This window comes from Glutamicibacter sp. NPDC087344 (assembly GCF_044744225.1).
Classification (GTDB): Bacteria; Actinomycetota; Actinomycetes; order Actinomycetales; family Micrococcaceae; genus Glutamicibacter.
Genome location: NZ_JBIUXY010000013.1, coordinates 1 through 21,168, shown reverse-complemented (window position 1 = coordinate 21,168; position 21,168 = coordinate 1). Strand labels below are relative to the sequence as shown.

The 21,168-nt window shown below is 61.3% G+C and carries 17 protein-coding genes; 11 read left to right on the top strand and 6 right to left on the bottom strand.

Annotated elements, in window-relative coordinates:
• Window positions 1-3: 3 nt before the first annotated feature.
• The 3 genes from uidA to ACIOWL_RS18640 all read left to right on the top strand — a co-directional run bounded on the left by uidA (window position 4) and on the right by ACIOWL_RS18640 (window position 4,419).
• A complete protein-coding gene (gene uidA / locus ACIOWL_RS18650) occupies window positions 4-1,788 on the top strand; it encodes a beta-glucuronidase (protein ID WP_400388626.1) in 1,785 nt (594 codons plus the stop codon).
• A 109-nt stretch (window positions 1,789-1,897) separates the two neighbouring features.
• On the top strand, window positions 1,898-3,289 hold the full coding sequence (uidB, locus tag ACIOWL_RS18645) for a glucuronide transporter (RefSeq protein WP_400388624.1): 1,392 nt from the start codon (window positions 1,898-1,900) through the stop codon (window positions 3,287-3,289).
• 323 nt (window positions 3,290-3,612) lie between these two features.
• Window positions 3,613-4,419, top strand: coding sequence for a carbon-nitrogen hydrolase family protein (locus ACIOWL_RS18640; RefSeq protein ID WP_400388621.1), 807 nt, complete (start codon window positions 3,613-3,615; stop codon window positions 4,417-4,419).
• Here ACIOWL_RS18640 and ACIOWL_RS18635 read toward each other — a convergent pair.
• Window positions 4,416-6,020, bottom strand: a complete 1,605-nt coding sequence (locus tag ACIOWL_RS18635; RefSeq protein ID WP_400388619.1) for a PucR family transcriptional regulator — start codon at window positions 6,018-6,020, stop codon at window positions 4,416-4,418. The genes ACIOWL_RS18640 and ACIOWL_RS18635 overlap by 4 nt on opposite strands.
• A 100-nt stretch (window positions 6,021-6,120) precedes the next feature.
• On the opposite strand from ACIOWL_RS18635, the gene ACIOWL_RS18630 reads away from it, so the two are divergent.
• Together ACIOWL_RS18630 and ACIOWL_RS18625 are read left to right on the top strand one after the other, a co-directional pair.
• Window positions 6,121-7,602: an amino acid permease gene (locus tag ACIOWL_RS18630; RefSeq protein ID WP_400388616.1), complete on the top strand. Its 1,482-nt coding sequence runs from the start codon at window positions 6,121-6,123 to the stop codon at window positions 7,600-7,602.
• A gap of 35 nt (window positions 7,603-7,637) precedes the next feature.
• Window positions 7,638-9,329, top strand: coding sequence for a flavin monoamine oxidase family protein (locus ACIOWL_RS18625; protein ID WP_400388613.1), 1,692 nt, complete (start codon window positions 7,638-7,640; stop codon window positions 9,327-9,329).
• A gap of 280 nt (window positions 9,330-9,609) precedes the next feature.
• On the opposite strand, the gene ACIOWL_RS18620 is transcribed toward ACIOWL_RS18625, so the two are convergent.
• Window positions 9,610-9,855: a Fic family protein gene (locus ACIOWL_RS18620; RefSeq protein WP_400388610.1), complete on the bottom strand. Its 246-nt coding sequence runs from the start codon at window positions 9,853-9,855 to the stop codon at window positions 9,610-9,612.
• Between the two features lie 352 nt (window positions 9,856-10,207).
• Window positions 10,208-10,381 (bottom strand): hypothetical protein, encoded by a 174-nt coding sequence (locus tag ACIOWL_RS18615; RefSeq protein ID WP_400388608.1) that lies wholly within the window; start codon window positions 10,379-10,381, stop codon window positions 10,208-10,210.
• Window positions 10,382-10,779: 398 nt separating this feature from the next.
• Here ACIOWL_RS18615 and ACIOWL_RS18610 point away from each other — a divergent pair, with 398 nt between their 5' ends.
• The 5 genes from ACIOWL_RS18610 (at window position 10,780) to ACIOWL_RS18590 (ending at window position 17,205) form a co-directional block, all read left to right on the top strand.
• Window positions 10,780-11,076 carry a hypothetical protein gene (locus ACIOWL_RS18610; protein ID WP_400388605.1) on the top strand — a complete coding sequence of 99 codons (297 nt, stop codon included), beginning with the start codon at window positions 10,780-10,782 and terminating at the stop codon, window positions 11,074-11,076.
• 536 nt (window positions 11,077-11,612) lie between these two features.
• On the top strand, window positions 11,613-12,827 hold the full coding sequence (locus ACIOWL_RS18605) for an RtcB family protein (RefSeq protein WP_400388602.1): 1,215 nt from the start codon (window positions 11,613-11,615) through the stop codon (window positions 12,825-12,827).
• 72 nt (window positions 12,828-12,899) lie between these two features.
• Entirely contained in the window at window positions 12,900-14,243 is a 1,344-nt protein-coding gene (locus ACIOWL_RS18600) for a TIGR01777 family oxidoreductase (RefSeq protein WP_400388599.1), read from the top strand.
• A gap of 183 nt (window positions 14,244-14,426) precedes the next feature.
• Window positions 14,427-16,079, top strand: coding sequence for a thiamine pyrophosphate-binding protein (locus tag ACIOWL_RS18595; protein ID WP_400388596.1), 1,653 nt, complete (start codon window positions 14,427-14,429; stop codon window positions 16,077-16,079).
• A 40-nt stretch (window positions 16,080-16,119) separates the two neighbouring features.
• On the top strand, window positions 16,120-17,205 hold the full coding sequence (locus ACIOWL_RS18590; protein WP_400388595.1) for a hypothetical protein: 1,086 nt from the start codon (window positions 16,120-16,122) through the stop codon (window positions 17,203-17,205).
• On the opposite strand, the gene ACIOWL_RS18585 is transcribed toward ACIOWL_RS18590, so the two are convergent.
• Window positions 17,196-18,503, bottom strand: coding sequence for a D-arabinono-1,4-lactone oxidase (locus ACIOWL_RS18585; protein ID WP_400388592.1), 1,308 nt, complete (start codon window positions 18,501-18,503; stop codon window positions 17,196-17,198). The two genes, ACIOWL_RS18590 and ACIOWL_RS18585, sit on opposite strands and share 10 nt — an antisense overlap.
• The gene (locus ACIOWL_RS18580; protein ID WP_400388590.1) at window positions 18,500-19,690 is read right to left on the bottom strand and encodes an alanine racemase; all 1,191 of its coding nucleotides are present in this window, start codon (window positions 19,688-19,690) and stop codon (window positions 18,500-18,502) included. The genes ACIOWL_RS18585 and ACIOWL_RS18580 overlap by 4 nt, the downstream gene beginning before the upstream one ends.
• A gap of 134 nt (window positions 19,691-19,824) precedes the next feature.
• On the opposite strand from ACIOWL_RS18580, the gene ACIOWL_RS18575 reads away from it, so the two are divergent.
• Complete coding sequence (locus ACIOWL_RS18575; RefSeq protein ID WP_400388587.1) at window positions 19,825-20,589, top strand: hypothetical protein; 765 nt, start codon at window positions 19,825-19,827, stop codon at window positions 20,587-20,589.
• A 383-nt stretch (window positions 20,590-20,972) separates the two neighbouring features.
• On the opposite strand, the gene ACIOWL_RS18570 is transcribed toward ACIOWL_RS18575, so the two are convergent.
• Window positions 20,973-21,168: hypothetical protein (locus ACIOWL_RS18570; protein ID WP_400388584.1), on the bottom strand; the 196-nt coding region annotated here is incomplete at its 5' end.

Below are 21,168 nucleotides of genomic sequence, written 5' to 3'. Positions count from 1 at the left end.
ACAATGCTCAAGCCGCAGAACTCTCCGACTCGCGAAATGGTCAATTTGGACGGGCTCTATGCCTTCCGGGTGGACCACCAGGACGAGGGCTTCTCCGCACGCTGGTACGCCGATCAGCTGGACACCGACCGCGACATGGGTGTTCCCGGCAGCTACAACGACGTGTTCGTCGAGCCTGAGCTGCGGGAGCACGTCGGCTGGGTCTGGTACCAGCGCACCGTCCACGTGCCGCGCGGATATGCCGGTGAACGCATCCACCTGCGCCTGGACTCGGCCACCCATGAGGGCAAGGTCTACGTCAATGACACGCTGGTGGCCGAGCATGTTGGCGGCTACATGCCATTCGAAGCTGACATCACCAGCCTGGTCACCGCTGGGCAGGACTTCCGGCTGAGCATCGCCGTCAACAACATGCTCACCCCGGCCACCATCCCGCCGGGGCGAGTGCTGACCCGCGAGGACGGCACCCGCAAGCAGACCTATTTGCACGACTTTTACAACTATGCAGGGCTTCACCGGAGCATCTGGCTCTACAGCACCCCGGCCACCGTGATTGATGACATCACCATCACCACAAACTTCACCGGGAACACCGGTGTGGTCACCTACGACCTGCAGGCCGATGGGGTTGCCGGTGACGAAGAGTTCTCCGTGCGTATCCTTGATGCTTCCGGTATCGAGGTGGCCGCCCACTCTGGCGCCGCCGGTACGGTGCAGATCCCGGACGTCACCCTGTGGAAGCCGGGAGCGGGGTACCTGTACCAGCTGGTGACTCAGGTCCACCGTGGCGGAGCCTTGGTGGACAGCTATACGCAGAACTTCGGGGTGCGCACCGTAGAAGTCGACGGGAAGAAGTTCCTCATCAACGGGGAACCGTTCAAGTTCACCGGTTTCGGCATGCACGAAGACCACGTCACCGTCGGCAAGGGGCACAACAACGCCCTGATGGTAGCCGACTTCAACCTGTTGGGATGGACCGGAGCTAATTCCTTCCGCACCTCGCACTATCCCTATGCGGAAGAAGTAATGGACTACGCGGATCGCCACGGCATCGTGGTCATCAATGAGACCGCCGCCGTGGGCCTGAACACCATGTTTGGCCCAACCTTCGGTGAAGAAGCCCGACCGACCTACGGGCCGGGCGCAGTGGATGAGGCAACCGCGGTAAATCACCGCCAGGCAATCAGCGAACTGATCGCCCGGGATAAAAACCGGCCATCCGTGGTGATCTGGTCGATCGCTAACGAACCGAACGCGCAGGAAGCCGGCGCGCGGGCCTACTTTGAACCGCTGGCCGCGCTCGCCCGCGAACTGGACCCCACCCGGCCGATCGGATACGTGAACGTGATGTTTGATTCCCCAGACAAGAGCACCATCGAGGACCTCTTCGACGTGTTGATGCTCAACCGTTATTACGGCTGGTACCTGCACGCCGGCGACCTTCCCGCCGCGGAGAAGGCGCTGGAAGCAGAGCTTTTGACCTGGGAATCAACACACGGCAAACCGATGATCATGACCGAATACGGGGCCGACACCCTGGCCGGAAACCACTCGGTCATCGCCGCCCCGTGGAGCGAGGAATACCAGGCCGAATTCCTGAAGATGTACCACCGGGTTTTCGACCGGGTCGAAGCCATGGTGGGTGAGCACGTCTGGAATTTCGCCGACTTCCAGACCTCCGTGGGAATCATACGCGTGGACGGAAACAAAAAAGGTGTTTTCACCCGCGACCGCAAACCCAAAGCCGCGGCGTTTGTTTTGCGTGAGCGCTGGACCGGCCAGCGCTAAATAGCGGCGGTTGCCCGCACCCACCAACAGATCACCTTCGAGGGAAGATTTTTCGACTTATCGAGGCAATACCTTAGCGAGCCATCCCCTGATGGCCGAGGAGAGACCCGTGAAACCACTGAGTAAACTGAGCATCGTAGGATACGGTGCCGGCGATGCGGCCAATAATTTGGCGTTCACCACCGCAAGCATGTTCTTGCTGGTCTACTACACCGATGTCGCCGGAATTTCGGCGGCCGCGGCCGGCACCCTGCTGCTGGTGGTCCGGATATTCGACGCATTTGCCGACATCTTTGCAGGCCGGATGGTCGACAAGGTGTTCACCAAACGCTGGGGCAAGTTCCGCCCGTTCATCATGTTCGGGTCCTTGCCTTTGCTTTTGCTGACCTTTGCGGTGTTCCACGTGCCGGGTGGTCCGGAGAACCCGTCATTGGTGTACGCGTACCTGTCTTACGCCGCCCTGGGGCTGGCCTACTCGCTGGTGAACATCCCGTACGGTTCCATGGCCGGAGCAATGACCCAAGACCCCAGCGATCGGGCCAAACTGGCAGGGGCGCGCACCGTCGGCGGACTATTGGTCAGTGCCATCTTGGGGATGGTTGTCGCCCCGATGTTCAGCAAGGACGCAGACCTCCAACCGGTCTTCACCACCCTGACGATCATTTTTATCATCCTCGGTACGGCGCTGTACCTATTCTGCGTGCTCACCTCCAAGGAACGTGTTCAACGCGATGTCCAGCAGGTCAGCTTAAAACAAAGCTTCGATACCTTGAAGAGCAACTCGCCGTTGCTGATGCTGTGCCTCAGCTCGCTGATCCTGCTAACCGGCATGATGACCCTGGGAACGGTTCAGCTGTATTACTTCCGTGATGTCATGGGCAACTTGAACCTTTTCGCGGTGGCCTCAGGGGTGCAACTTGCGGTGTCCCTGGTACTGAGCATCTTGATGCCACGCATTGTGCGTGCGATTGGCAAGCGCACCGTGTACATGGTGTTCGGCACCGTGGTCATGCTCGGAGGGCTGGCAGTTTTCCTTGTCCCGGCAGGGTCTGGCGTCCTAGCGCTGCTGGCGATCTCCTTGATCAATGTGGGTCTTGGCGGTGTCAATGTGGTGATCTGGGCCTTGGAAGCCGACACCGTGGAATACGGCGAATGGAAAACCGGGGTGCGCACCGAGGGCATTATTTACGCGCTCTTCTCCTTCACCCGCAAGGCCGGCCAAGCAATTGGCGGCGCGCTAGCCGCCTACGCGTTGGCCTGGGGCGGGTACAACGCCGCCGATGCCATTCAATCGGACCAAGCGATGCTGGGTATCAAAGTGGCAGCGGGTGCGATACCGATGGTTTTGGCCGGTCTGGCGGTGCTGGCGATGTCTCGATACAAGCTGACCGATGCCGTGCACGCCAGCATCCTGCATGACATCCACGAGCGGCGCGCGCTGGCCGCGCAGGCAACCACTGCGCCACGCGGCAGCGATAACGCTGAACAGCCGGCGGGCTGACGGGCGCGTCCGAAGATCAACCACTACACTGGCCAGGTTCCTTATTTCTAGGAACCTGGCCGGTGTGTTTTTTGTCCCGGCTGGCGGCGAATCCCGTAAAGCGCTGATCGGCAACCTCGGAGCGCCGGACACGGCACCTTTGGCCAGTTACCTTGCGGCCCTGCAACCGCACCGGCGATCCGGGCCTGGATGGAGGGACTAGCTCCTCGCAGGGTGGTGCGAAAAGTACTGCAATCTCCTCTTCCGGTGCGAATGGACTAGGACCCGAAGCTCGGCGGTTCGCGTAGGCTGAAAACAACCATGAGGAGCTTGGAAGGACCGGTATGCTGATCGCAGCAATGCAGGCGGAAGCCGCAGTTTTGGATTACGACGCTAATCTGAAAGCCATCGATGCCGCCGCGGGACAGGCCGCCCAGCGCGGGGCGCGGCTGCTGCTGACCCCGGAGCTGTTTGTTGTCGGGTATGCGCCCTTCGCGCTGAAAGAGTCCTTCGACCCGAGCCTGCTCGGCGAGCTACGCGAGCGTTTGCGTGAAATTGCCCGTCGGCAAAACATCGCGCTGGTCTACTCCATGCCGGAGGTAGCCGGCGGGGAGTGGAAAATTACCGCCAGCTGCATCGATGAGACGGGTGCCCAGCTTGCCCACTACGACAAGGTGCACCTGTTCGGGGCCGAAGAGCAGGACGTCTTCACCCCTGGACACAATGCTCCCGCAGTCTTCACCTATCAGGGAATGACGCTAGGCTTAGCGATCTGCTTCGATGTTGAATACCCGGAATTGGTGCGTGAAGCTGCGCTGCGCGGGGTCGAAGTGCTGCTTGTTCCCACCGCAGTGGGCAAGGGATACGAAATCCTCAGCACCACCCTGGTCCCGACCAGAGCGATGGAAAGCCAGCTATACATCGCCTATGCAAACCACGTGGGCACCGAAAACGGCTTCGAGCTCTCGGGAACCAGCGTCATTGCGTCCCCGGACGGCCAGATCCTGGCGCAGGGCGGAACCGAGCCGACGGTCATTTTCGCCACCGTCCAGCCCTCACTGCTGCGCCAGGTGCGCGAAGAAGTGCCTTATCTGCGCGAGGCCAAGACCCAGCTTTACGCGCAGTGGGCCGCGCAGCGCGCGGGAAACTAGGGCAGGAAGCGCAACGCAAAAAACAGTTCGTTGCGCACTTCCGCCGAGCCCAGATCGGCATCGAGGTACTGGGCAATGCTGGAAATGTGCCGCCGCACCGAGTTGCGGTGCAGGTCCAGTCGTTTTGAGGTCTCATCCCAGGAACCGTTGGAATCCAGCCAGCACCGCAAGACCTCAAGATACAGCTCGCGGCGTTTGGCCGGCAGCTCAAGCACCCCGCCCAGCACTTCCTGCGCCAGTTCCCGCCCGGCATCCTTGGGCAGCAGCTTCTGGAAGGTGCGTGGGAGCTTAGCCGCGTCCATGCTCTTCTGCTTTTCCATTACCTGCGGCATCAGCCCCCTGGCCTGGGCTAGAAGTTGGCCGAGTTCCTCGGTGCGGCCTGGGGATAATACGGCGGGACGGCTGAAAGCCGCCAGATACCCCGCCTTGCTCAACCTGCGATACGCGGCATCCGTGGGTTCGATCTTGCTCAAGGCAATGTAGGCACCGGATTGCCTGCTGACAAGTTCTGATTCAAGCAGGATCCGCAGGTGGGCAAGGTGCCGGGAAACATCGTCGCCGCCCGGGTTCTTGCTCGGCGCAAGCACCAGCGCCCGCAGTGGTTTGCGTTGGTGCGGCCCAAGGCTGAGATTCAGCAGCGTGAGCTGTTGTTCGTCGAGAACCTGCGGGGAACCGGTGAGCAGCGAGGTGCTCAACTGGGCCGAGGTGAAGGAAACCATGGCTCGTTCACGGGCAACGACTTCCAGCAAACCCAGGGTGGTGGCCATGAGTGTGTGCTCGACCCCGGATGGGTCCTTGGGGAAGCCGACCTGCAGCACACCAAGCAGCGGGGCCTGCCCCCTGGCCGCACTGGCTCGGATGGGGAACGCCAGGTGGGTGCTGATCCCTTCGCGCAGCAACGCGAACTGCGAGGCTCCTTCGCCTAGGGCGGCCTGGGTGAAAAGTTCGGTCCCGGGCTCTGCTGCGAGCTGCAGCACGTTGGGGTTATCAGCGCTGAATCGGACGCGGCCCGTGGAATCCAGGAGTTTCACCGAACAGTTGGCCCGGTGCGCCAGGGTGGAGACCAGTTGTTCTTCGGGATTGTTCTGCGACACGCAACGCATGAGCGCGCGATTCGACTCGGCGCTGGTTCGCAGCAGGGCGGCGCCGTCGGCTTCCATCAGCTTGGCAAAAGCCAAGCCGATGGCCGCGAAGGGCACCGAATTCGGGATCTGAAGCAGCGTCACGTTGTTGCTCAGGCAAGCGGTGAGCAGTGTGTCGGGAACCTGTGAAAAGTACGGCTCCAGGCCGAAACCCAGGGCGCAGACCTTCGCCTGGGCCAGGCGGTGCACAAACTGATCGACCCACCTCTGGTCCTCGGCATGGGCCACCAGCGGGTATCCGCTGGTGAGAATCAGTTCGTCGTCGACCAGGTAGTCGGTGGGGTCGTCGATGTCGCTGGGTTCAACCCAACGCAAGGGGCGATCTCCGGCGTCGTGCAATACCTGGATCCCCGCAGGAAGCTGCCGCAGGAATCGGTGAAGGGTGATCGAATCCCAGGGGCGATCAAAACCCAGATCAGCTGAATCCAGTGTGCCCAATTCCGGTGCGAAATGTCCCATGTGAAGATATTCTAGTTCAAAACTTCTCAACTTGAGAGGTGGGTCACAGACTTAGGCTGGTATTCGACAGCAATACCATTTTCCTCAGTGAGGACCAGCTATGAACAGCACCGATCACGTGGCTTCGGCACGGCCCACCGCGCTAGGCCCGCAGCTTCGACGTCGCAAATCGATCAGCATGATGATCAGCGACGCCGAAAAAACCTCGGGCGCCGGCCAGCTGCGCCGCACCCTGGGAATGTGGCAACTGACCATGATCAGCGTCGGGGCGACCATGGGCACCGGCATCCTGGTGATCCTCGGCGCCACCGTGCCGATTGCCGGCCCCGCCATCTGGATCTCCTTCGTCATCGCAGGTGTCACCGCGCTGCTTTCGGCGGTGTCCTACGCCGAAATGGCTGGAATGGTCCCGGTCTCCGGATCCAGCTACTCCTACACCTATGCCACCATGGGCGAGGGCCTGGCCTGGATCTGCGGCTGGTGCCTGGTGCTCGAATACGCCGTGTCCGTGGCGGCCGTGGCGGTTGGCGCGGGCGAATATGTCAACGAAACGCTGCGCACCTTCGGCCTGGGGCTGCCGACCGCGCTCGCCGGCGGACCGGCCGCGGGCGGCGTGGTCAACCTGCCGGCGTTGATCGTCGTCGCGCTGGCCACCTTGCTGCTGATGCGCGGCATGCGCGAATCCGCCATCGTGAACACCATTGTGGTGCTCATCAAGGCCGGCATCCTGGTGTTCTTCTGCATTGTCGCCTTCAGCGCCTTCAATGCCGGCAACTTCGAGCCGTTGCTGCCCATGGGCGCCGCGGGGGTCACCGCCGCCGCCTCGACGGTGTTTTTCTCCTACATCGGTTTCGACGCCGCCTCCACCGCCGGTGAAGAAGCCAAAAACCCCAAGCGGGATCTGCCGCGGGCCATCATGCTCTCCATGCTGATCGTGACGGTCACCTATGTCCTGGTGGCGATTTCGGCCATCGGGGCGCGTGAGTGGCAGTGGTTCGACGGAACCGAAGCGGCCCTGGTGCAGATCGTCGGCGAAATCACCGGCCAGCCGATCCTGGTGCTGATCTTCGCTGTGGCGGCCGTGTTGGCCATCGCCTCGGTGGTGCTGACGGTGCTCTACGGGCAGACCCGCATCCTGCTCTCGATGTCCCGCGACGGGCTGGTGCCCAAGGTCTTCTCCAGTGTCTCCGCGAAGACCGGCACCCCGGTGGCCGGTACCCTGATCACCGGCGGCGTCGTGGCGGTGACCGCGGGTTTCATCCCGCTGGGCGCACTGGCCGATGCCACCAGCATCGGAACCTTGTTTGCCTTCGCCCTGGTGGGGGTCTCGGTGATGTACCTGCGCAAGAAGCAGCCGCTGGCGCCTAGAACCTTCAAGGTTCCGTTTTACCCGGTGACCCCGATGCTGGGCATTTTTGCCTGCCTGTTTCTGATGAGCCAGCTGCGCGCGGAAACCTGGATCGTCTTCGGGCTCTGGATGCTGATCGGCATTGGAATCTACGTTGGCTACGGCCGCTCGCGTTCCCGCTTGGGAGCCCTGAGCAAAGAACAATACATCGCCACCCACGTCGGCGAAAAATAACAACCCCACACACTACCCAAGGAACAATTGAGGTTATGAGCACCGAAACCATCAACATGCTGAACCCCGACTTCCCGTTCAGCTACGATCACTACCTGGCCAATCCCGCAGGCCTCGGCTCGGTCCCCCAAGAGCTGTACGGAACCGAGGTGGCGGTGATCGGTGCCGGCCTCAGTGGCATCATCACCGCCTACGAACTGATGAAACTGGGGCTGAAGCCGGTTGTCTACGAGGCGGATCAGATCGGCGGGCGCCTGCGCACCGCCAGCTTCCCGGCGGCCCCGCAGATCACCTGCGACCTGGGCGGCATGCGCTTCCCGGTCTCCAGCAAGGCGCTCTACCACTACGTCGACCTACTGGGCTTGGAAACCTTTGACTTCCCGAACCCGCTGGCGGCCCCTACCGCCTCGACCGTGATCGAGCTCAAGGGCCAGAAGGTCTACGTGGAAGACCCGGCGGACCTGCCGGTCTTCTACCGGGAAGTCGCCGAGGCTTGGAAGCAGGCGCTGCGCGAAGACGCCCACTTCGAGCAGATGCAGCGCGCCATCATTGAGCGCGACACCGCCAAGATCAAGGACATCTGGGACTCGCTGCTCGAAGAGTTCGACGAGGAAAGCTTCTACGGCTTCATCGCCAACTCCCAGGCCTTCAAGAACGCCGGCTTCGATCACCGCGAAGCGTTCGGCCAGGTGGGTTTCGGCTCCGGCGGCTGGGACACCGACTTCCCGAACTCCATCCTGGAAATCCTGCGTGTGGTGTACACCGACGCGGATGACGACCACCGCGGCATCACCGGCGGAGCGGCCAAGCTGCCCAACGCACTGTGGAACCACACCCCTGCGGACATGAAGCACTGGCCGGCGGGAACCTCGTTGGCCTCGCTGCACCGCGGCACCCCGCGCGGCGCCGTGGCCAAGGTCTACCGCACCGATGAGCCGGGCTTCAATGGCGCGAACAGCATCGAGGTCACCGAACGCTTCGGCCGCACGCAGAGGTTTGGTGCGGTGGTCTCCACCGTGCAGTCATGGCTGCTGTCCACCGGCATCGACACCGACGAGGCATTGTTCCCCGCCGAACTATGGACGGCCATCGAGCGCAGCCACTACATGCAGTCCTCCAAGACCTTCGTGATGGTGGACCGCCCGTTCTGGAAGGACCGCGACCCTGTCACCGGTGAATACCTGATGTCGATGACACTCACCGACCGGCTGAACCGGGCCACCTACCTGCTGGAGAACGGAGAGGACCAGCCCGCGGTCATCCTGCTTTCCTACACCTGGAACGACGATGCCCTGAAGTGGCTCTCGCTGACCGCCGAACGCCGCATGGAACTGATGCTGCACTCCCTGGAGAAGGTTTATCCCGGGGTGGATATCCGCAGCCACATCGTGGGTCAGCCGATTACCGTGTCCTGGGAGGACGACCCGAACTTCATGGGCGCCTTCAAGGCGAACCTGCCGGGGCACTACCGCTACCAGGAACGCCTGTACACCCACTTCGACCAGGCCGAACTTCCTGCCGAGCACCGCGGCATCTTCCTTGCCGGCGACGACGTCTCCTGGACGGCAGGCTGGGCCGAAGGCGCTGTGACCACCGGCCTGAACGCGGTGTGGGGTGTCGTGAAGCACCTGGGCGGCCAGGATGCCGCCGCTAACCCGGGTCCGGGCCAGTTCCTGGCCGAGTACGGGCCCAAGCGTTTGGACATGAGGGCAGCACTGCAGGCATAACCTCCTGGCGCTTGTTTCGAACGCCGGGTGTACCGACTTTCACCGGTCGTTGTGCCCGGCGTTGTTGTTTTCTGCCATGGAACGAATGATTATTTTTCATTTTTTGTGAGCGCTTCGCCGGGCTGCTGGTGACCCGAAATGGCGCCATCCGCGCGGGTACGGGCGATCTTGCATTGATTCCGGGCTCTACGAGAACCGGGCACTTTGCTCTCTAGCTCGGCTCATGTGACAGAAGGGGATACCGGGAACGCGCGGTACCTCGGAACAAAGGCGGGCTAGCTTATTTTGAGTTCTCCACAGGTCGGAGGCACTTCATCAGGGCATTTCGAAGTGGTTCCATTGTGCGATCTTCACGAGCTGCACGACTTGCTTCGTTTAGCTCGGTTCCATGAATCGGGCGCCAGTCCAGAATCCAACCTGCAGCAAAAGCCACGCGGCTCCAAAAAGTGCGCTGCATTCGCCCGTTGCCCTCGCGGAAAGGATGTATGTAGTTCAGCTCGTCGTAGAAGCTTGTTAGTGCATCCAAAAAATCATCTTTTCCAAACCCGCCAGATTATTGGTTCTACCGAGCTCCGCAAGGGTTGTCTCCAGCAAGACCGGTATTGAGTAGTGAGGGGCAAAAATTCACCATCTCCGCGGCTCATGTCAATTGAGCGGAATTCTCCGGCCCAGTCGTAAACGTCTTGGAACAAGTGCTTGTGCAAGGCTCTTATCTCCGCGGAATCTCGCGTAGCCTCAACAAATTCTTGATCCGATAGCTGCATGACGCGGGCATAAATAGGTCGGCATCCGCTACGGCAAGCTTGGCGTGCGAGTCGGCCCCGACAAGGTTCCTTAAAACTCCATCGGGGCCGACTCGATACGGATCTGCAACACCGTTATTTGAGGCCGTATCGCTCTCGTGTGATGCGAACTAGCTCGTCCGCTGAGATTTTTCCGGCCACGTAGTTCTGCGAATCTTCGGCAAACTCAGAAGAGACAGTGAGTCCTTCCAGACGCAGGCTGTGGCTGGCTTGATCTGCCCAGGTGGATCTGTTTTCCAGTGTGGTCATTTGTACTCCCGAACAAGCGTTGGTTCCAACATGCTACTCGGGTTAAGAAGCCTTCATCTACGCGCGCGACATCACTACGGGGTCGACAGCCTTGTAGTGTTTCAGTTCGGGTAGGTCGTGCCGCCGATGCTGACGGGGTTGTCGACCTCGACTTCCTAGACTGCCTTACGCAGTGGTTTCTGTAAACGATGACGATGAGCCGTACGTCAATGACCCCCGCAAAGTCTTCAGCATTCTGCGTAAGCGAGCGGTCAATGCGGCCGCGTGAATCATAGCTTCCCGGAACCCGTGCATCCCGGTTTGCGGCACAGATGTATTCAGGCACGGTGCATGGAAAATTGATCGACCAGCAAAACATGCACGACGGCCGCGGACGTAGCGATCTTCTACGTCGGTCAATGGCATCCAATCCAGATCAGTGGCACTGTCGCCGTGGAGCTGCTCGAAGCGATCTTGGTATCGGCGCAGGACGACCGTCTAGACGCTGGCATGATCAGGAGCGGCACTTCGACAAACGCTTCGGCAACCCGGACTATTTCGATCAGGACAGCCAGCCGGTCTACAGGCAGATCGGCAACCTGCACATCACCGATGGCGAAGGCGGCGCCTTGCTCGGCGACTTCATTAAGGCACCCGAGGGCTGGCTCCGGTTATGGGCTCGTCCTACCCGTATCGGTGTGCAGAAATCACCCTGAGGTTTTTCGGCTCCTGGGCTTTGCCTCACACAACACCGGGTGCACCGACTTTCACCGGTCGGTGTGCCTGGCGTTGTTGTTTTCTGCCATGGAACGAATGATTATTTTTCATTTTTTGTGAATAGGGTGGAAAACTAATCAAAAATATACTACGGTGTTATTTGTAAGTGTCGATAAGAGTGAGTGTTGAAGGAGGCGGCAATGTTGTTGGATCAGCGTAATTTTGATAAGCAATCGAAGCGTCGCGCCGATTTTAGCTTTGCGCTCAACACCGCGGATGCAAGTGAGTGTCACCATGACCGCCCCTTGGGTAAACCGTATGCATCTCGACTCTTGCCCGCCTGCAAAGGTGGATGAACATCAGGATCCCTGACCGGCCCGAAGTGGTTGGCATTGAAAGGGGCCTAGGGTTTTCAGGAGTCGATGACAGTGTTCATCGGCTCCTTTTCTATTCTCCATTCAAATAATTTGTATGGGTTTAATTGTCATGCCAAAAAATAGAATTCAAGGCCGGTATGGTCGCGAATTTGTTGAGAATGAAAGGTAACAAAATGGTGCGTGAATCCACGCTCCCGATTGCGCTGTCCGATAGCGGGGACAGGGTGAAGATGTGGGCACCCGAAGCCGAGGTCGAGACCGAGGCGTTGGCGCAGCTGCGCCGCGTTGCCCAGCTTCCCTGGGTCCACGGCGTCCGCGTCATGCCCGATGTCCATGTGGGCAAGGGAGCGACCATCGGCAGCGTCATCGCAATGAACCAGGCCGTATCGCCCTCCGCAGTAGGGGTGGACATCGGCTGCGGCGTCGCCGCGGTGCGGACCAACATCCGGGCCGACCAGCTGACCGACCTGCACCTGCTGCGTTCGAGCATCGAAGCGGCCATCCCGGTAGGCTTCAACAGCCACGACGAGCTGCCCGACCTACGCCGTTTCGGCATGGAAACCGGTGTGCGCGGCCTCTTCGACCGCTTCGAAACCCTGGATGAGAAGGTCATGCCGCTCAAGCAGCGGGCGGTCAGGCAGTTGGGAACCCTGGGCGGCGGCAACCACTTCCTGGAACTCTGCCTTGATCAAGACGACCTGGTGTGGATCACGCTTCACTCGGGATCGCGCAACATCGGCAAGACCTTGGCCGACCTCCACATCAACATCGCCAAGTCGCTGGGTCACAACCAGGGGCTTGTCGACAAGGAGCTGGCGGTATTCATCGAGGGCACGGCGCAGATGGATGCCTACAAGCACGATCTATGGTGGGCCCAGGAATTCGCCGCGCAGTCGCGGGCGCTGATGCTCGGCCTGTTCAAGGAGCAGGTGGTCAAGCACTTCGCCGGGCTGCCGGTGTCATTCGATGAGCCGATCAACGTCCACCACAACTACGTGCGTGAAGAGAAGATCGACGGGCAGACGCTGCTGGTGACCCGGAAGGGCGCCATCCGCGCGGGTGCCGGGGACCTGGCGTTGATTCCGGGCTCCATGGGCACCGGTTCCTATGTGGTGCGCGGCCGCGGGAACCCCAACTCGTACTTCTCCGCTTCCCACGGGGCAGGACGCCGGATGAGCCGGAACAAGGCCAAGAAGTCCTTCACCGAGCAGGACCTGGCGGACCAGACGGCGGGCATCGAATGCCGCAAGGACGCCGGGGTGCTGGATGAAATTCCAGCCGCGTACAAGGACATCCATCAGGTGATCGAGGCCCAGAAGGACCTGGTGGAAGTTGTCGGGCACCTGCGCACCATCCTGTGCGTTAAGGGTTAATCACCGGGTTCCAGCCTGACACTTTGCCGGGACTCCCTAGTGGAGCAGCCGGCAAGGTGTCAGGCTAGAGCCATGCGCATCAACCATGAGTCAGTTATCCCGTTGCCCGCCGATCAGGTATTTGCCTGGCACGAGCGCCCCGGGGCCATGCAGCGGTTGCTGCCGCCGTGGCAGCCGGTCACGGCGATCACGCAGGCCGACTCGTTGAAGGACGGGACCTCAGTGCTCGGCCTGCCAGCAGGCCTGCGGTGGAATGCCCCGCATCTTGCCCAGCGCTACGTTCCGCAACGCCTGTTTGCCGACCAGATGAAACTTGAAGGACCGTTGAGCACGGCCGCCAAGGCGCTGACATGGACGCACGAACACCACTTTGAACCGCTGGACGGCGATCGGTGCCTGGTGCGGGACGTGGTGGAAACCAATCTCCCGGCAACACAGGTGCACCGCCTGCTCGGCTACCGCCACCGGCAGCTGGCAGATGACCTCGCCGCCCACCATGCGGCGGCCGAGCATGGCATGAAATCACTGAGAATCGCGGTCACCGGAGCCCACGGCTTGGTGGGAACCGCGCTCTGCGCGTTCCTTGAATCCGGCGGGCACCGGGTGATCCGGCTGGTGCGCCGCAACCCCCAAGGGGCTAACGAGCGCACTTGGGATCCGCAGAACCCGGCGCCGGAAGCACTGGATGGCTGCGACGCGGTGATCCACCTTGCCGGGGCGAGCATCGCCGGACGGTTTAATGACAAACACCGGCAGGACATCGCGCAAAGCCGCATCGAACCAACCGGCAAACTTGCCGCCGCCGCGGCGCAGGCCGGGGTGGAGGTATTTGTCAGCGCTTCGGCCATTGGCATCTACGGCGCGCAGGCGGGGGAAACACCGTTGGCTGAAGACGCCGGGCACGGCGATGATTTTCTGGCCCAGGTAGTGCGGGAGTGGGAACAAGCGGCGCGTGAGCCGGCCGGCGGGTCGATGCGACGTGTCCAGGTGCGTACCGGGCTGGTGCAAAGCCCCCGGGGTGGGACCCTGAAAATGCTCAAACCGCTGTACGAGCTGGGGCTCGGCGGGCGCATGGGCGACGGGCGGCAATGGCAGTCGTGGATCGGACTAGATGATCTGGTGGACATCTATCACCGGGCGCTGTGGGACGGGCAGCTGGAAGGGCCCGTGAACGCGGTGGCACCGCACCCGGTGCGCAACAGCGACTACTCGGCCACCCTGGCCGCGGTCCTGCGCCGTCCGGATGTCCTCCCGGTTCCGTCGTTCGGGCCGGAACTGCTGCTGGGAAAACAGGGTTCCGAGCTGCTGGCCATGGCAAGCCAACGTGTTGCCCCGGAAAAGCTGCTGGATGCCGGCCACCGGTTCCGCGCCGAGACTTTGGAAGATGCGCTACGCCACTGCCTGGGCCGGCAGTAGATGCCCATCTAGCGCCATCTAGCGCGCGGCGGCGTTTGTGCCCTATGATCAGTGAGTCAGGAATCACCATTGGGTGGGTTCCGGCGCTCTCAAAAGGGGCGATACCCGTTGCCGACAAGCAACCGGTAGCGGCAGACATATATGGAATTTTCTTCAGCACCATTTTTTTGAAAAGAGTCCATGATGTCTAGCGTTTCTGCCGCCATCGCCCATGCCCTGAAGCCCCTCGCCCCGCAGATTTTCGGGCTGATGGGCAACGGCAATGCCCACTTCCTCGACGCCGCCGTGCGCCAAGGGTTCAGCTACACCGCGGTCCGCCACGAATCGGCCGCGGTTTCAGCCGCGGATGCCTATTTCCGGATTTCCAACAAGCTGGCCATCGCATCCACCACCTATGGGGCAGGCTACACCAACGCCGTCACCGCGCTGGCCGAGGCCGCCGCGGCCCGCACCCCGCTGCTTTTTGTCACCGGCGACGCTCCGCGAACCGGCTTGCGCGGCTGGGACGTTGACCAGGCGGCCATCGACACCGCCGTGCGGGCTCCGCGCTACGTGGTGGATCAAGAAACCCCCGGCGCCATCGCCCTGGCAGCGGCCGCCCACGCATTGCGTGAGCAGTGCCCGGTGGTTTTGGCGATCCCCTACGATCTGACCGCCCTTCAAACACCGGAAGGCCAGCTGCCCAGCTTCGAATCGTTGCAGTCGGCACCCCCGGCCCCGGAACTGAACTCGACCCAGCTGAACCAGATTGCCGCGGTGCTTTCCGGTGCCAAGCGCCCCCACATTCTCTACGGACGCGGCGCCATTGACGCGGCCGCGCAGATCACGGCACTTGCCGCGAAACTCGGTGCAACCACCTCCGGGACGCTGCTGGCCCGCGACCTCTTGGATTACCCCTATGACCTGGGTATCACCGGGGGCTTCGCCACCGAGAAAAATGCTGAGATCATCGCCCAGTCGGATGTTGTGCTGGCCCTGGGCGCATCGCTGAACCAGTTCACCATGCGTTTCGGAGAGCTGGTAAACGAGTCGGCCACCCTGATCCAGCTTGACCTGGCTGCGTCCGCCACCAACCCGCGGGTGGATTATTTCGCGACGGCGGACATCACCGCCGCCACCGCGGATCTGCTTCAGGTTGTGCCGCAGGCACAGGCCTCATGGGCTGAAAACGTGGACCTGGCAACCTTGCGCACCCGGCCCCGCGGGGAGGAACGCGCCGCCGATGGCTTGCTGGATCCACGCCGGGTGGCCAGTGAACTGGAGCAGATCCTGCCGGCGAACCGAGTGCTGGTGCAGGACGGCGGGCACTTCATCGGTTGGGGCCCAATGTACTGGTCCACCAGCGGGGCGCGCTCGCTGACCTGTGTTGGCACCGCCTACCAGTCCATCGGCCTGGGTATCGCCTCGATGGTTGGCGCCGGAGCGGCCGCCGCCGGGCGCACCGTGGTGCTGGCTTCCGGGGACGGAGGGTTCCTCATGGGCCTGGCGGACCTGGAGTCGATCGTGCGCACCGTGTCCAGCGGCGTCATTGTGATCTACAACGATTCGGCCTATGGGGCAGAGGTTCATCAGTACGGTTCGATCGGTCTGCATGAAGATCCCATGTTGATCCCCACCGTGGACTTCGCGGCCCTGGCGCAGGGAATGGGAGCCACCGGGATCAAGGTGGAATCCCTGGAAGATTTCAGCAAGGTCAGCGACTGGGTAGCTGCCGGGGCCCGGGGTGTCTGCCTGGTGGATGCCCGGATTTCCGCCCGGGTTCGCGCCCCGTATATGGAAGAAGTTTTGGCTGCAAACCGCAAGGCGGCCCGCGCCACCGCATCACAATCCGATTAAGAAGCTGGTCAGAGGCGGCCTCGGGGCGTAGGGTTGCAGTGTGCACAAGATTTTACTTGGTGCAGCGAGCCTGGGAATGGGAGCGCTGTTACTGCTCCCTGTAACCCCGGCTTTGGCCGCACCTACCGGCCCGAACGACGGGGCCGGTGCAACTGCACCCCAACTCTCCGAGACGTCCCTGCGTGTTGCCACCATGGCCACCCAGCTCAGCCGGGCTGAGCCTGGCGACCTGTATCGGGACCTGCTGACCCGCACGGACACCGAGGCACTGCGGGTGGCCGAGGCGATCAGCGTGTCCAACCCCGACGTCATGGTGCTCACCGGCATGGATGCGGACCAGGACGCGGTGAATACCTTCATCGCCAACTACCTCAACAGCGCAGATGACGATGCGGCGGATGTCGAGTATGCCTATTCCTATCTGGCCGTGGGCTCCAGCGGGACGCAGAGCGGCGCTGATCTTGACGGGGACCGCATTGTCGGCGGCGCCGGTGATGCGTGGGGCCAGGGGGCTTTTGCCGAACAGGCTTCGACCGTGGTGCTCTCCAAGTACCCGATCGATCAACAGGATGTCATCTCCGTGTCCACACTGAAATGGAGTGCGGTGACCGAGAACAACCTTGCGGATTCACAACTGGGTGGCGCCGTCGCCTCCTCGATCCCGGTGATGCATAACGGGCTGTGGGACATTCCTATCGAATACCGCGGCGAGCGTGTGCACATCCTGGCCGCTCAGACCGAGCCAGCGAGCAGCAGTTATGATTTTGCGGCTGCACGCCAGCACGATGAACTGAAGGTCATCTCCGACTACATCACCGGCGAAGACTATGTGGTGGCCGATGACGGGAGCAAGGCCGCCGGGATCGAGGATGAGCACCTTGTGCTGACCGGTGCGCTGTCCCAGCGCAGCGAGTTCACCGACGACGTCCTGCAAATGGGCAAGGACCTCGGACGGGAAGAAGCACTCAACGATTCTGGAAACTTCGTGATCCCAAATCAGGGATGGAACGTTTTGGGCCAGGGGCATGTTGGCGGTGCCGCGCCGCAAACCTTCCAATTGCTGCCAGGCTCGACCCCGGAGGCTATCGAAACTTCGGAACTGATCTGGACTGACGTTCAGTTCTGAAGATCCAAGAGCTCACGCAGGTAGTCATTAACAAATAATCCCTGCGGATCAACCCGCGCACGGACGGCACGGAAGTCCTCGAACCTCGGGTACAGACGGCTCAGCTCGGCCGCGCGAAGAGTATGCTGTTTGCCCCAGTGCGGACGTCCGCCGTATGAGCTCAGAATTGCTTCCATCGCAGGGAAATACTGTGGAGCCCGGTCGTGAATGTAGCGATGCACCGCAATATAAACACTGTCCCGGCCGCTGGCGGTTCCCAGCCACGTGTCATCGCCGGCCGCGGTGCGGACCTCCAAGGGGAAAACCACCGGGGCGCCCCGTGAGGCAAAATACTCGCGAATCTCGGTGAAAGCCGCCGCAAAACTCTCCATCGGCAGGGCATATTCCATCTCGGTGAACTTCACCCGCCGCGGGCTGACGAATACCTGATTCCAGGCGGCGATGTAGCTGCGTTCGGAGAGTATCCGGCTGGCGAACGAGTTCAGGTGCGGAACCAATCTCGGGAGGGCCGCGCCCACCGAACAGATGGCTTGCAGCCCGCCGTTGGATAGCAGTTCGTCATTCACCCAGCTCGCAAGCCGGCCCGGTGCCTTCGCCGGAAATTCGCCGGGAAGCCGGGTATTGGTTTTAACCTGCGCCTTGGCGGTTCCCGGGAACCAGAAGAACTCCAGATGGTCCTCCCGCTGGCTGCGCTCGATAAAACTTTCGCACAACGGCTCGATGGCTTCGATAGTCTCACGAGCCTGCATCATGTAGTGCGGTACACACCTCAGGCGCACATGGGTCATGACGCCCAGTGCCCCCAGCCCTACGCGGGCTGCCTGGAACAGATCTGGATTTTCCGTTGCGCTGGTGTGAACCAGGCTCCCATCGGCCAGCATCAAACGCAGCCCCGTCACGGTTCCGCTGAATCCGGTGAATGTTAACCCGGTGCCGTGGGTCCCGGTGTTGAGGGTTCCGGCGAGAGACTGCCGGTCAATGTCACCCATATTTTCAAGGGCCAGGCCGAAGGGTGCGAGCAGTCCCGGTATTTGCCAGAGCCGGGTGCCGGCGCGGAAGGTCACCTCGTGCGTGAGCGCATCAACCTCGTCGATGCCTTGGTACCCGTCCAGGTCGAGCAGCACGCCACCGGTGTGAACCAGCGGGGTGAATGAGTGCCCGGCTCCCACGGCGCGCACGGTGTGCCCGGCACGAACCGCCGAATCGAGCAGCCCGCCGAGCTGGTCCAACGATGAGATGGACGGGCGCAGCCTCGGGGAGGCGGTGACGGTTCCGGCAAAGTTTCGAAAGCTGGTCACAAGAAGGCTTTCCCTTCGCCGCGGTAGGTGGGCCACTGATCAACAATTTTGGATTTCGAGCAGACCGCCACCTTATTGACCCGTTCGGCTGGTTCCCCCGACTTCGCATGCCGCAGCCAGACCGTGTCTCCGACGTTGAGGCGGTGCGCGGTCGGCCCGGTCAGCGGAGTCTGGACTTCGCCGGCGCCTTCCAATGCGAGATACCGCAGCTTGTGGGGATGCTCGATCCGCGGCAATCGGTCTTTACCGGCAGGGCCGGAGGCTGCCCAGCCGCCGCCCAGAATCGTGACCGTGCGAGTATCGGGCCTGCGGACCACCGCAAAACCAAGGAACAAGGCAGGGGTGGGGGTGAATGAACGGAAGGAGTCGAACAGTGCCGGTGCGAAGAGTCCGGAACCTGCGCTGAGTTCGGTCACCACGCTTTCCTTGGCAGTGGTTTCAAAGGAACCGGTTCCGCCGGCGTTCACGAAGCGTAGATCGGCAATGTCGCGGACTCGATGCACCGCCTCGGCGCGGCGCTCGGCCAGCTCGGCGGCACTGCGTGTGCGCAAGGCCCGCGCAACCCAGGCCTTAGGCGCAAAGCCGCCATCCGGAACCGAAGCGATCTGCGATTCGTAGGCCATCAGCCCATCGAGTTCGAAACCTTTTCGGCGTTGAACCTCTTGGACTAGCGAAACCAGATCCTCGGGTGTTCTCAACGGGGAACGGGCTGCCCCGATACGCAGGCCCGCAGTGGGGTAGTACGCGGCATCCAGTTCCAGGGCGATCTTCAGCGAGGCATGGCGAGGCACCATTCGGTCGATGAGATCCAGTTGCGCGGCCGAATCGACCATCAGGGTAATCTCGGTGCGGGCCAGTTCACTTGACGCCCAGCGGCTGATCGCCTCGGCATCGGCCTGGGGATAGGCGACCACCAGGTCCTTCAATCCATGGCTGGCTAGCCACAAGGCTTCGCTGAGCGTAAAACACAGCACCCCGCGGATTCCGTCGGCGGCCAGCGCACGCTCCAGTGCCTTGCGCACCCGCAGGGACTTGGACGCCACCCGGATGGGAAGGCCTCCGGCCCGTTCGCGAAGGGCGATCACATTCGAGTCGAAAGCCTCCAGATCCAGTAGCGCCAAGGGGCGCTCACTGATTCCAGCCTGTTTGAGGGCGTGGTTGTACCGTTTGGCCTGCGCGTTTTTCATGTCCTAACTCTTCCACCGGGGTGTATCCGATTCAAGACTTCGGCCCAAGAAGACCGTCCTGGCATGCCATTGCGAGGCAAAAGTTGTGGTTTTCACGGAAACTTACAGGTTTGCCTCGATATGCTGGCATCATCATGAGCAAAGATCCCATTTCGATGACGGTCATCGGCAACGACGGTAAACCACGTACGGTCATTCAGGACGCCATTATGAAGGGCGTTGGTGTCCAGCGTCCGTTGGTACTTGCCTATTTGAAACGACTGCGCCGCAAGCACCCAGAAGCAACTGCCACCGAGCTCGCAAAAATTGCCGAGCATGACTATCTGCTCGTAGTGACCGGATCGGGTGCCGCCGTTGGTGGTACCGCCGCTGTTCCTGCGGTAGGTACGGGTGTTGCCTTGGGTCTGTCTGTGGCGGCTACCTTGGGCTTCCTTGAAGCCTCGGCGCTCTATGCCCAGACACTTGCCGAACTGCACGGAATCGCCATTGAAGATCCTGAACGCTCGCGGGTCCTGGTGATGGGCATCTTGATGGGAGAAGAAGGCAGCGCCATGATTGCCGGGCTGACACGTCAGGCCGCCGGCCGGGGTGGGGGACCGATCAAGGGATGGGCGAAGGCCTTCGGCTCCAATAAGCCAACAAGTTTTTACGCCTCCATGCAGCGCACCTTGCAGAAGTCGTTTATGCGTAAGGTGGTCGGCACTCAAGCGGCAAGTGTTGTTGGAAGGATCGTTCCCTTCGGGGTTGGGGCGGTCATCGGCGGAGCTGGCAACCGGTACCTGGCCAAGCGTGTTGTTGAAACTGCGAATGTCGCCTTCGCCGGACTTCCGACGATGGCGCCGGATCTTCTTGAGTTGGATGATCCTCGTATCCTCGATGCGGAAGTTATCGAAGAATAGATGCGCGGCGTTTGGCGACGTAGTTCTTGCCTGCCGGCCTGAAGATGAAGAATTTGTAGGCCGGGATTCTGGGAGGAAAAAGAAGAATATTTTTCCTAGCGAGTCCCGACCAGGGAAAATCCCCGTGTTTCCGGGGTTTTTGACCGTAAAACCGCGCTAACGAACGTTGTTCTGTCGGTGTGTGGTCACGGTCACCGTGGAAAAGTACCCCACCGATTTGCACGACCCCACAAACCTGTGTATAGTTTTTCCTTGTCGCCACGAGCCGGACGGGATAAAAACCAGACGGGTTGAGGCGGTGAAAACCCCGGGAAATCAGGGTTCTTACACAGGTTTTTGTGGAGAATATCGGATTGTTTGGGATTCAAGAATTCTGGTTCAAATCACAGTGAATGGATTTGACTTTCAGATTTTTTTGATGCTAAGATTTGAATATAACGCTGGACGATATCGCCCCCGGATTGTGGGTGGCGGAGAACCAGATAGTGTTTGTTGTTTGAGAACTCAATAGTGTGCCAAGTTTGTTGATACCAAATTATTTTTTGTTTGGTGAATACGAAACATTTTGCTTGGGATGAT

Coding starts and splice junctions, on each gene's coding strand:
- uidA (WP_400388626.1), top strand. CDS start 4: ATGCTCAAGCCGCAGAACTCTCCGACTCGCGAAATGGTCAATTTGGAC.
- ACIOWL_RS18640 (WP_400388621.1), top strand. CDS start 3,613: ATGCTGATCGCAGCAATGCAGGCGGAAGCCGCAGTTTTGGATTACGAC.
- ACIOWL_RS18635 (WP_400388619.1), bottom strand. CDS start 6,020: ATGGGACATTTCGCACCGGAATTGGGCACACTGGATTCAGCTGATCTG.
- ACIOWL_RS18630 (WP_400388616.1), top strand. CDS start 6,121: ATGAACAGCACCGATCACGTGGCTTCGGCACGGCCCACCGCGCTAGGC.
- ACIOWL_RS18625 (WP_400388613.1), top strand. CDS start 7,638: ATGAGCACCGAAACCATCAACATGCTGAACCCCGACTTCCCGTTCAGC.
- ACIOWL_RS18615 (WP_400388608.1), bottom strand. CDS start 10,381: ATGACCACACTGGAAAACAGATCCACCTGGGCAGATCAAGCCAGCCAC.
- ACIOWL_RS18610 (WP_400388605.1), top strand. CDS start 10,780: ATGGCATCCAATCCAGATCAGTGGCACTGTCGCCGTGGAGCTGCTCGA.
- ACIOWL_RS18605 (WP_400388602.1), top strand. CDS start 11,613: ATGAAAGGTAACAAAATGGTGCGTGAATCCACGCTCCCGATTGCGCTG.
- ACIOWL_RS18600 (WP_400388599.1), top strand. CDS start 12,900: ATGCGCATCAACCATGAGTCAGTTATCCCGTTGCCCGCCGATCAGGTA.
- ACIOWL_RS18595 (WP_400388596.1), top strand. CDS start 14,427: ATGTCTAGCGTTTCTGCCGCCATCGCCCATGCCCTGAAGCCCCTCGCC.
- ACIOWL_RS18580 (WP_400388590.1), bottom strand. CDS start 19,690: ATGAAAAACGCGCAGGCCAAACGGTACAACCACGCCCTCAAACAGGCT.
- ACIOWL_RS18575 (WP_400388587.1), top strand. CDS start 19,825: ATGAGCAAAGATCCCATTTCGATGACGGTCATCGGCAACGACGGTAAA.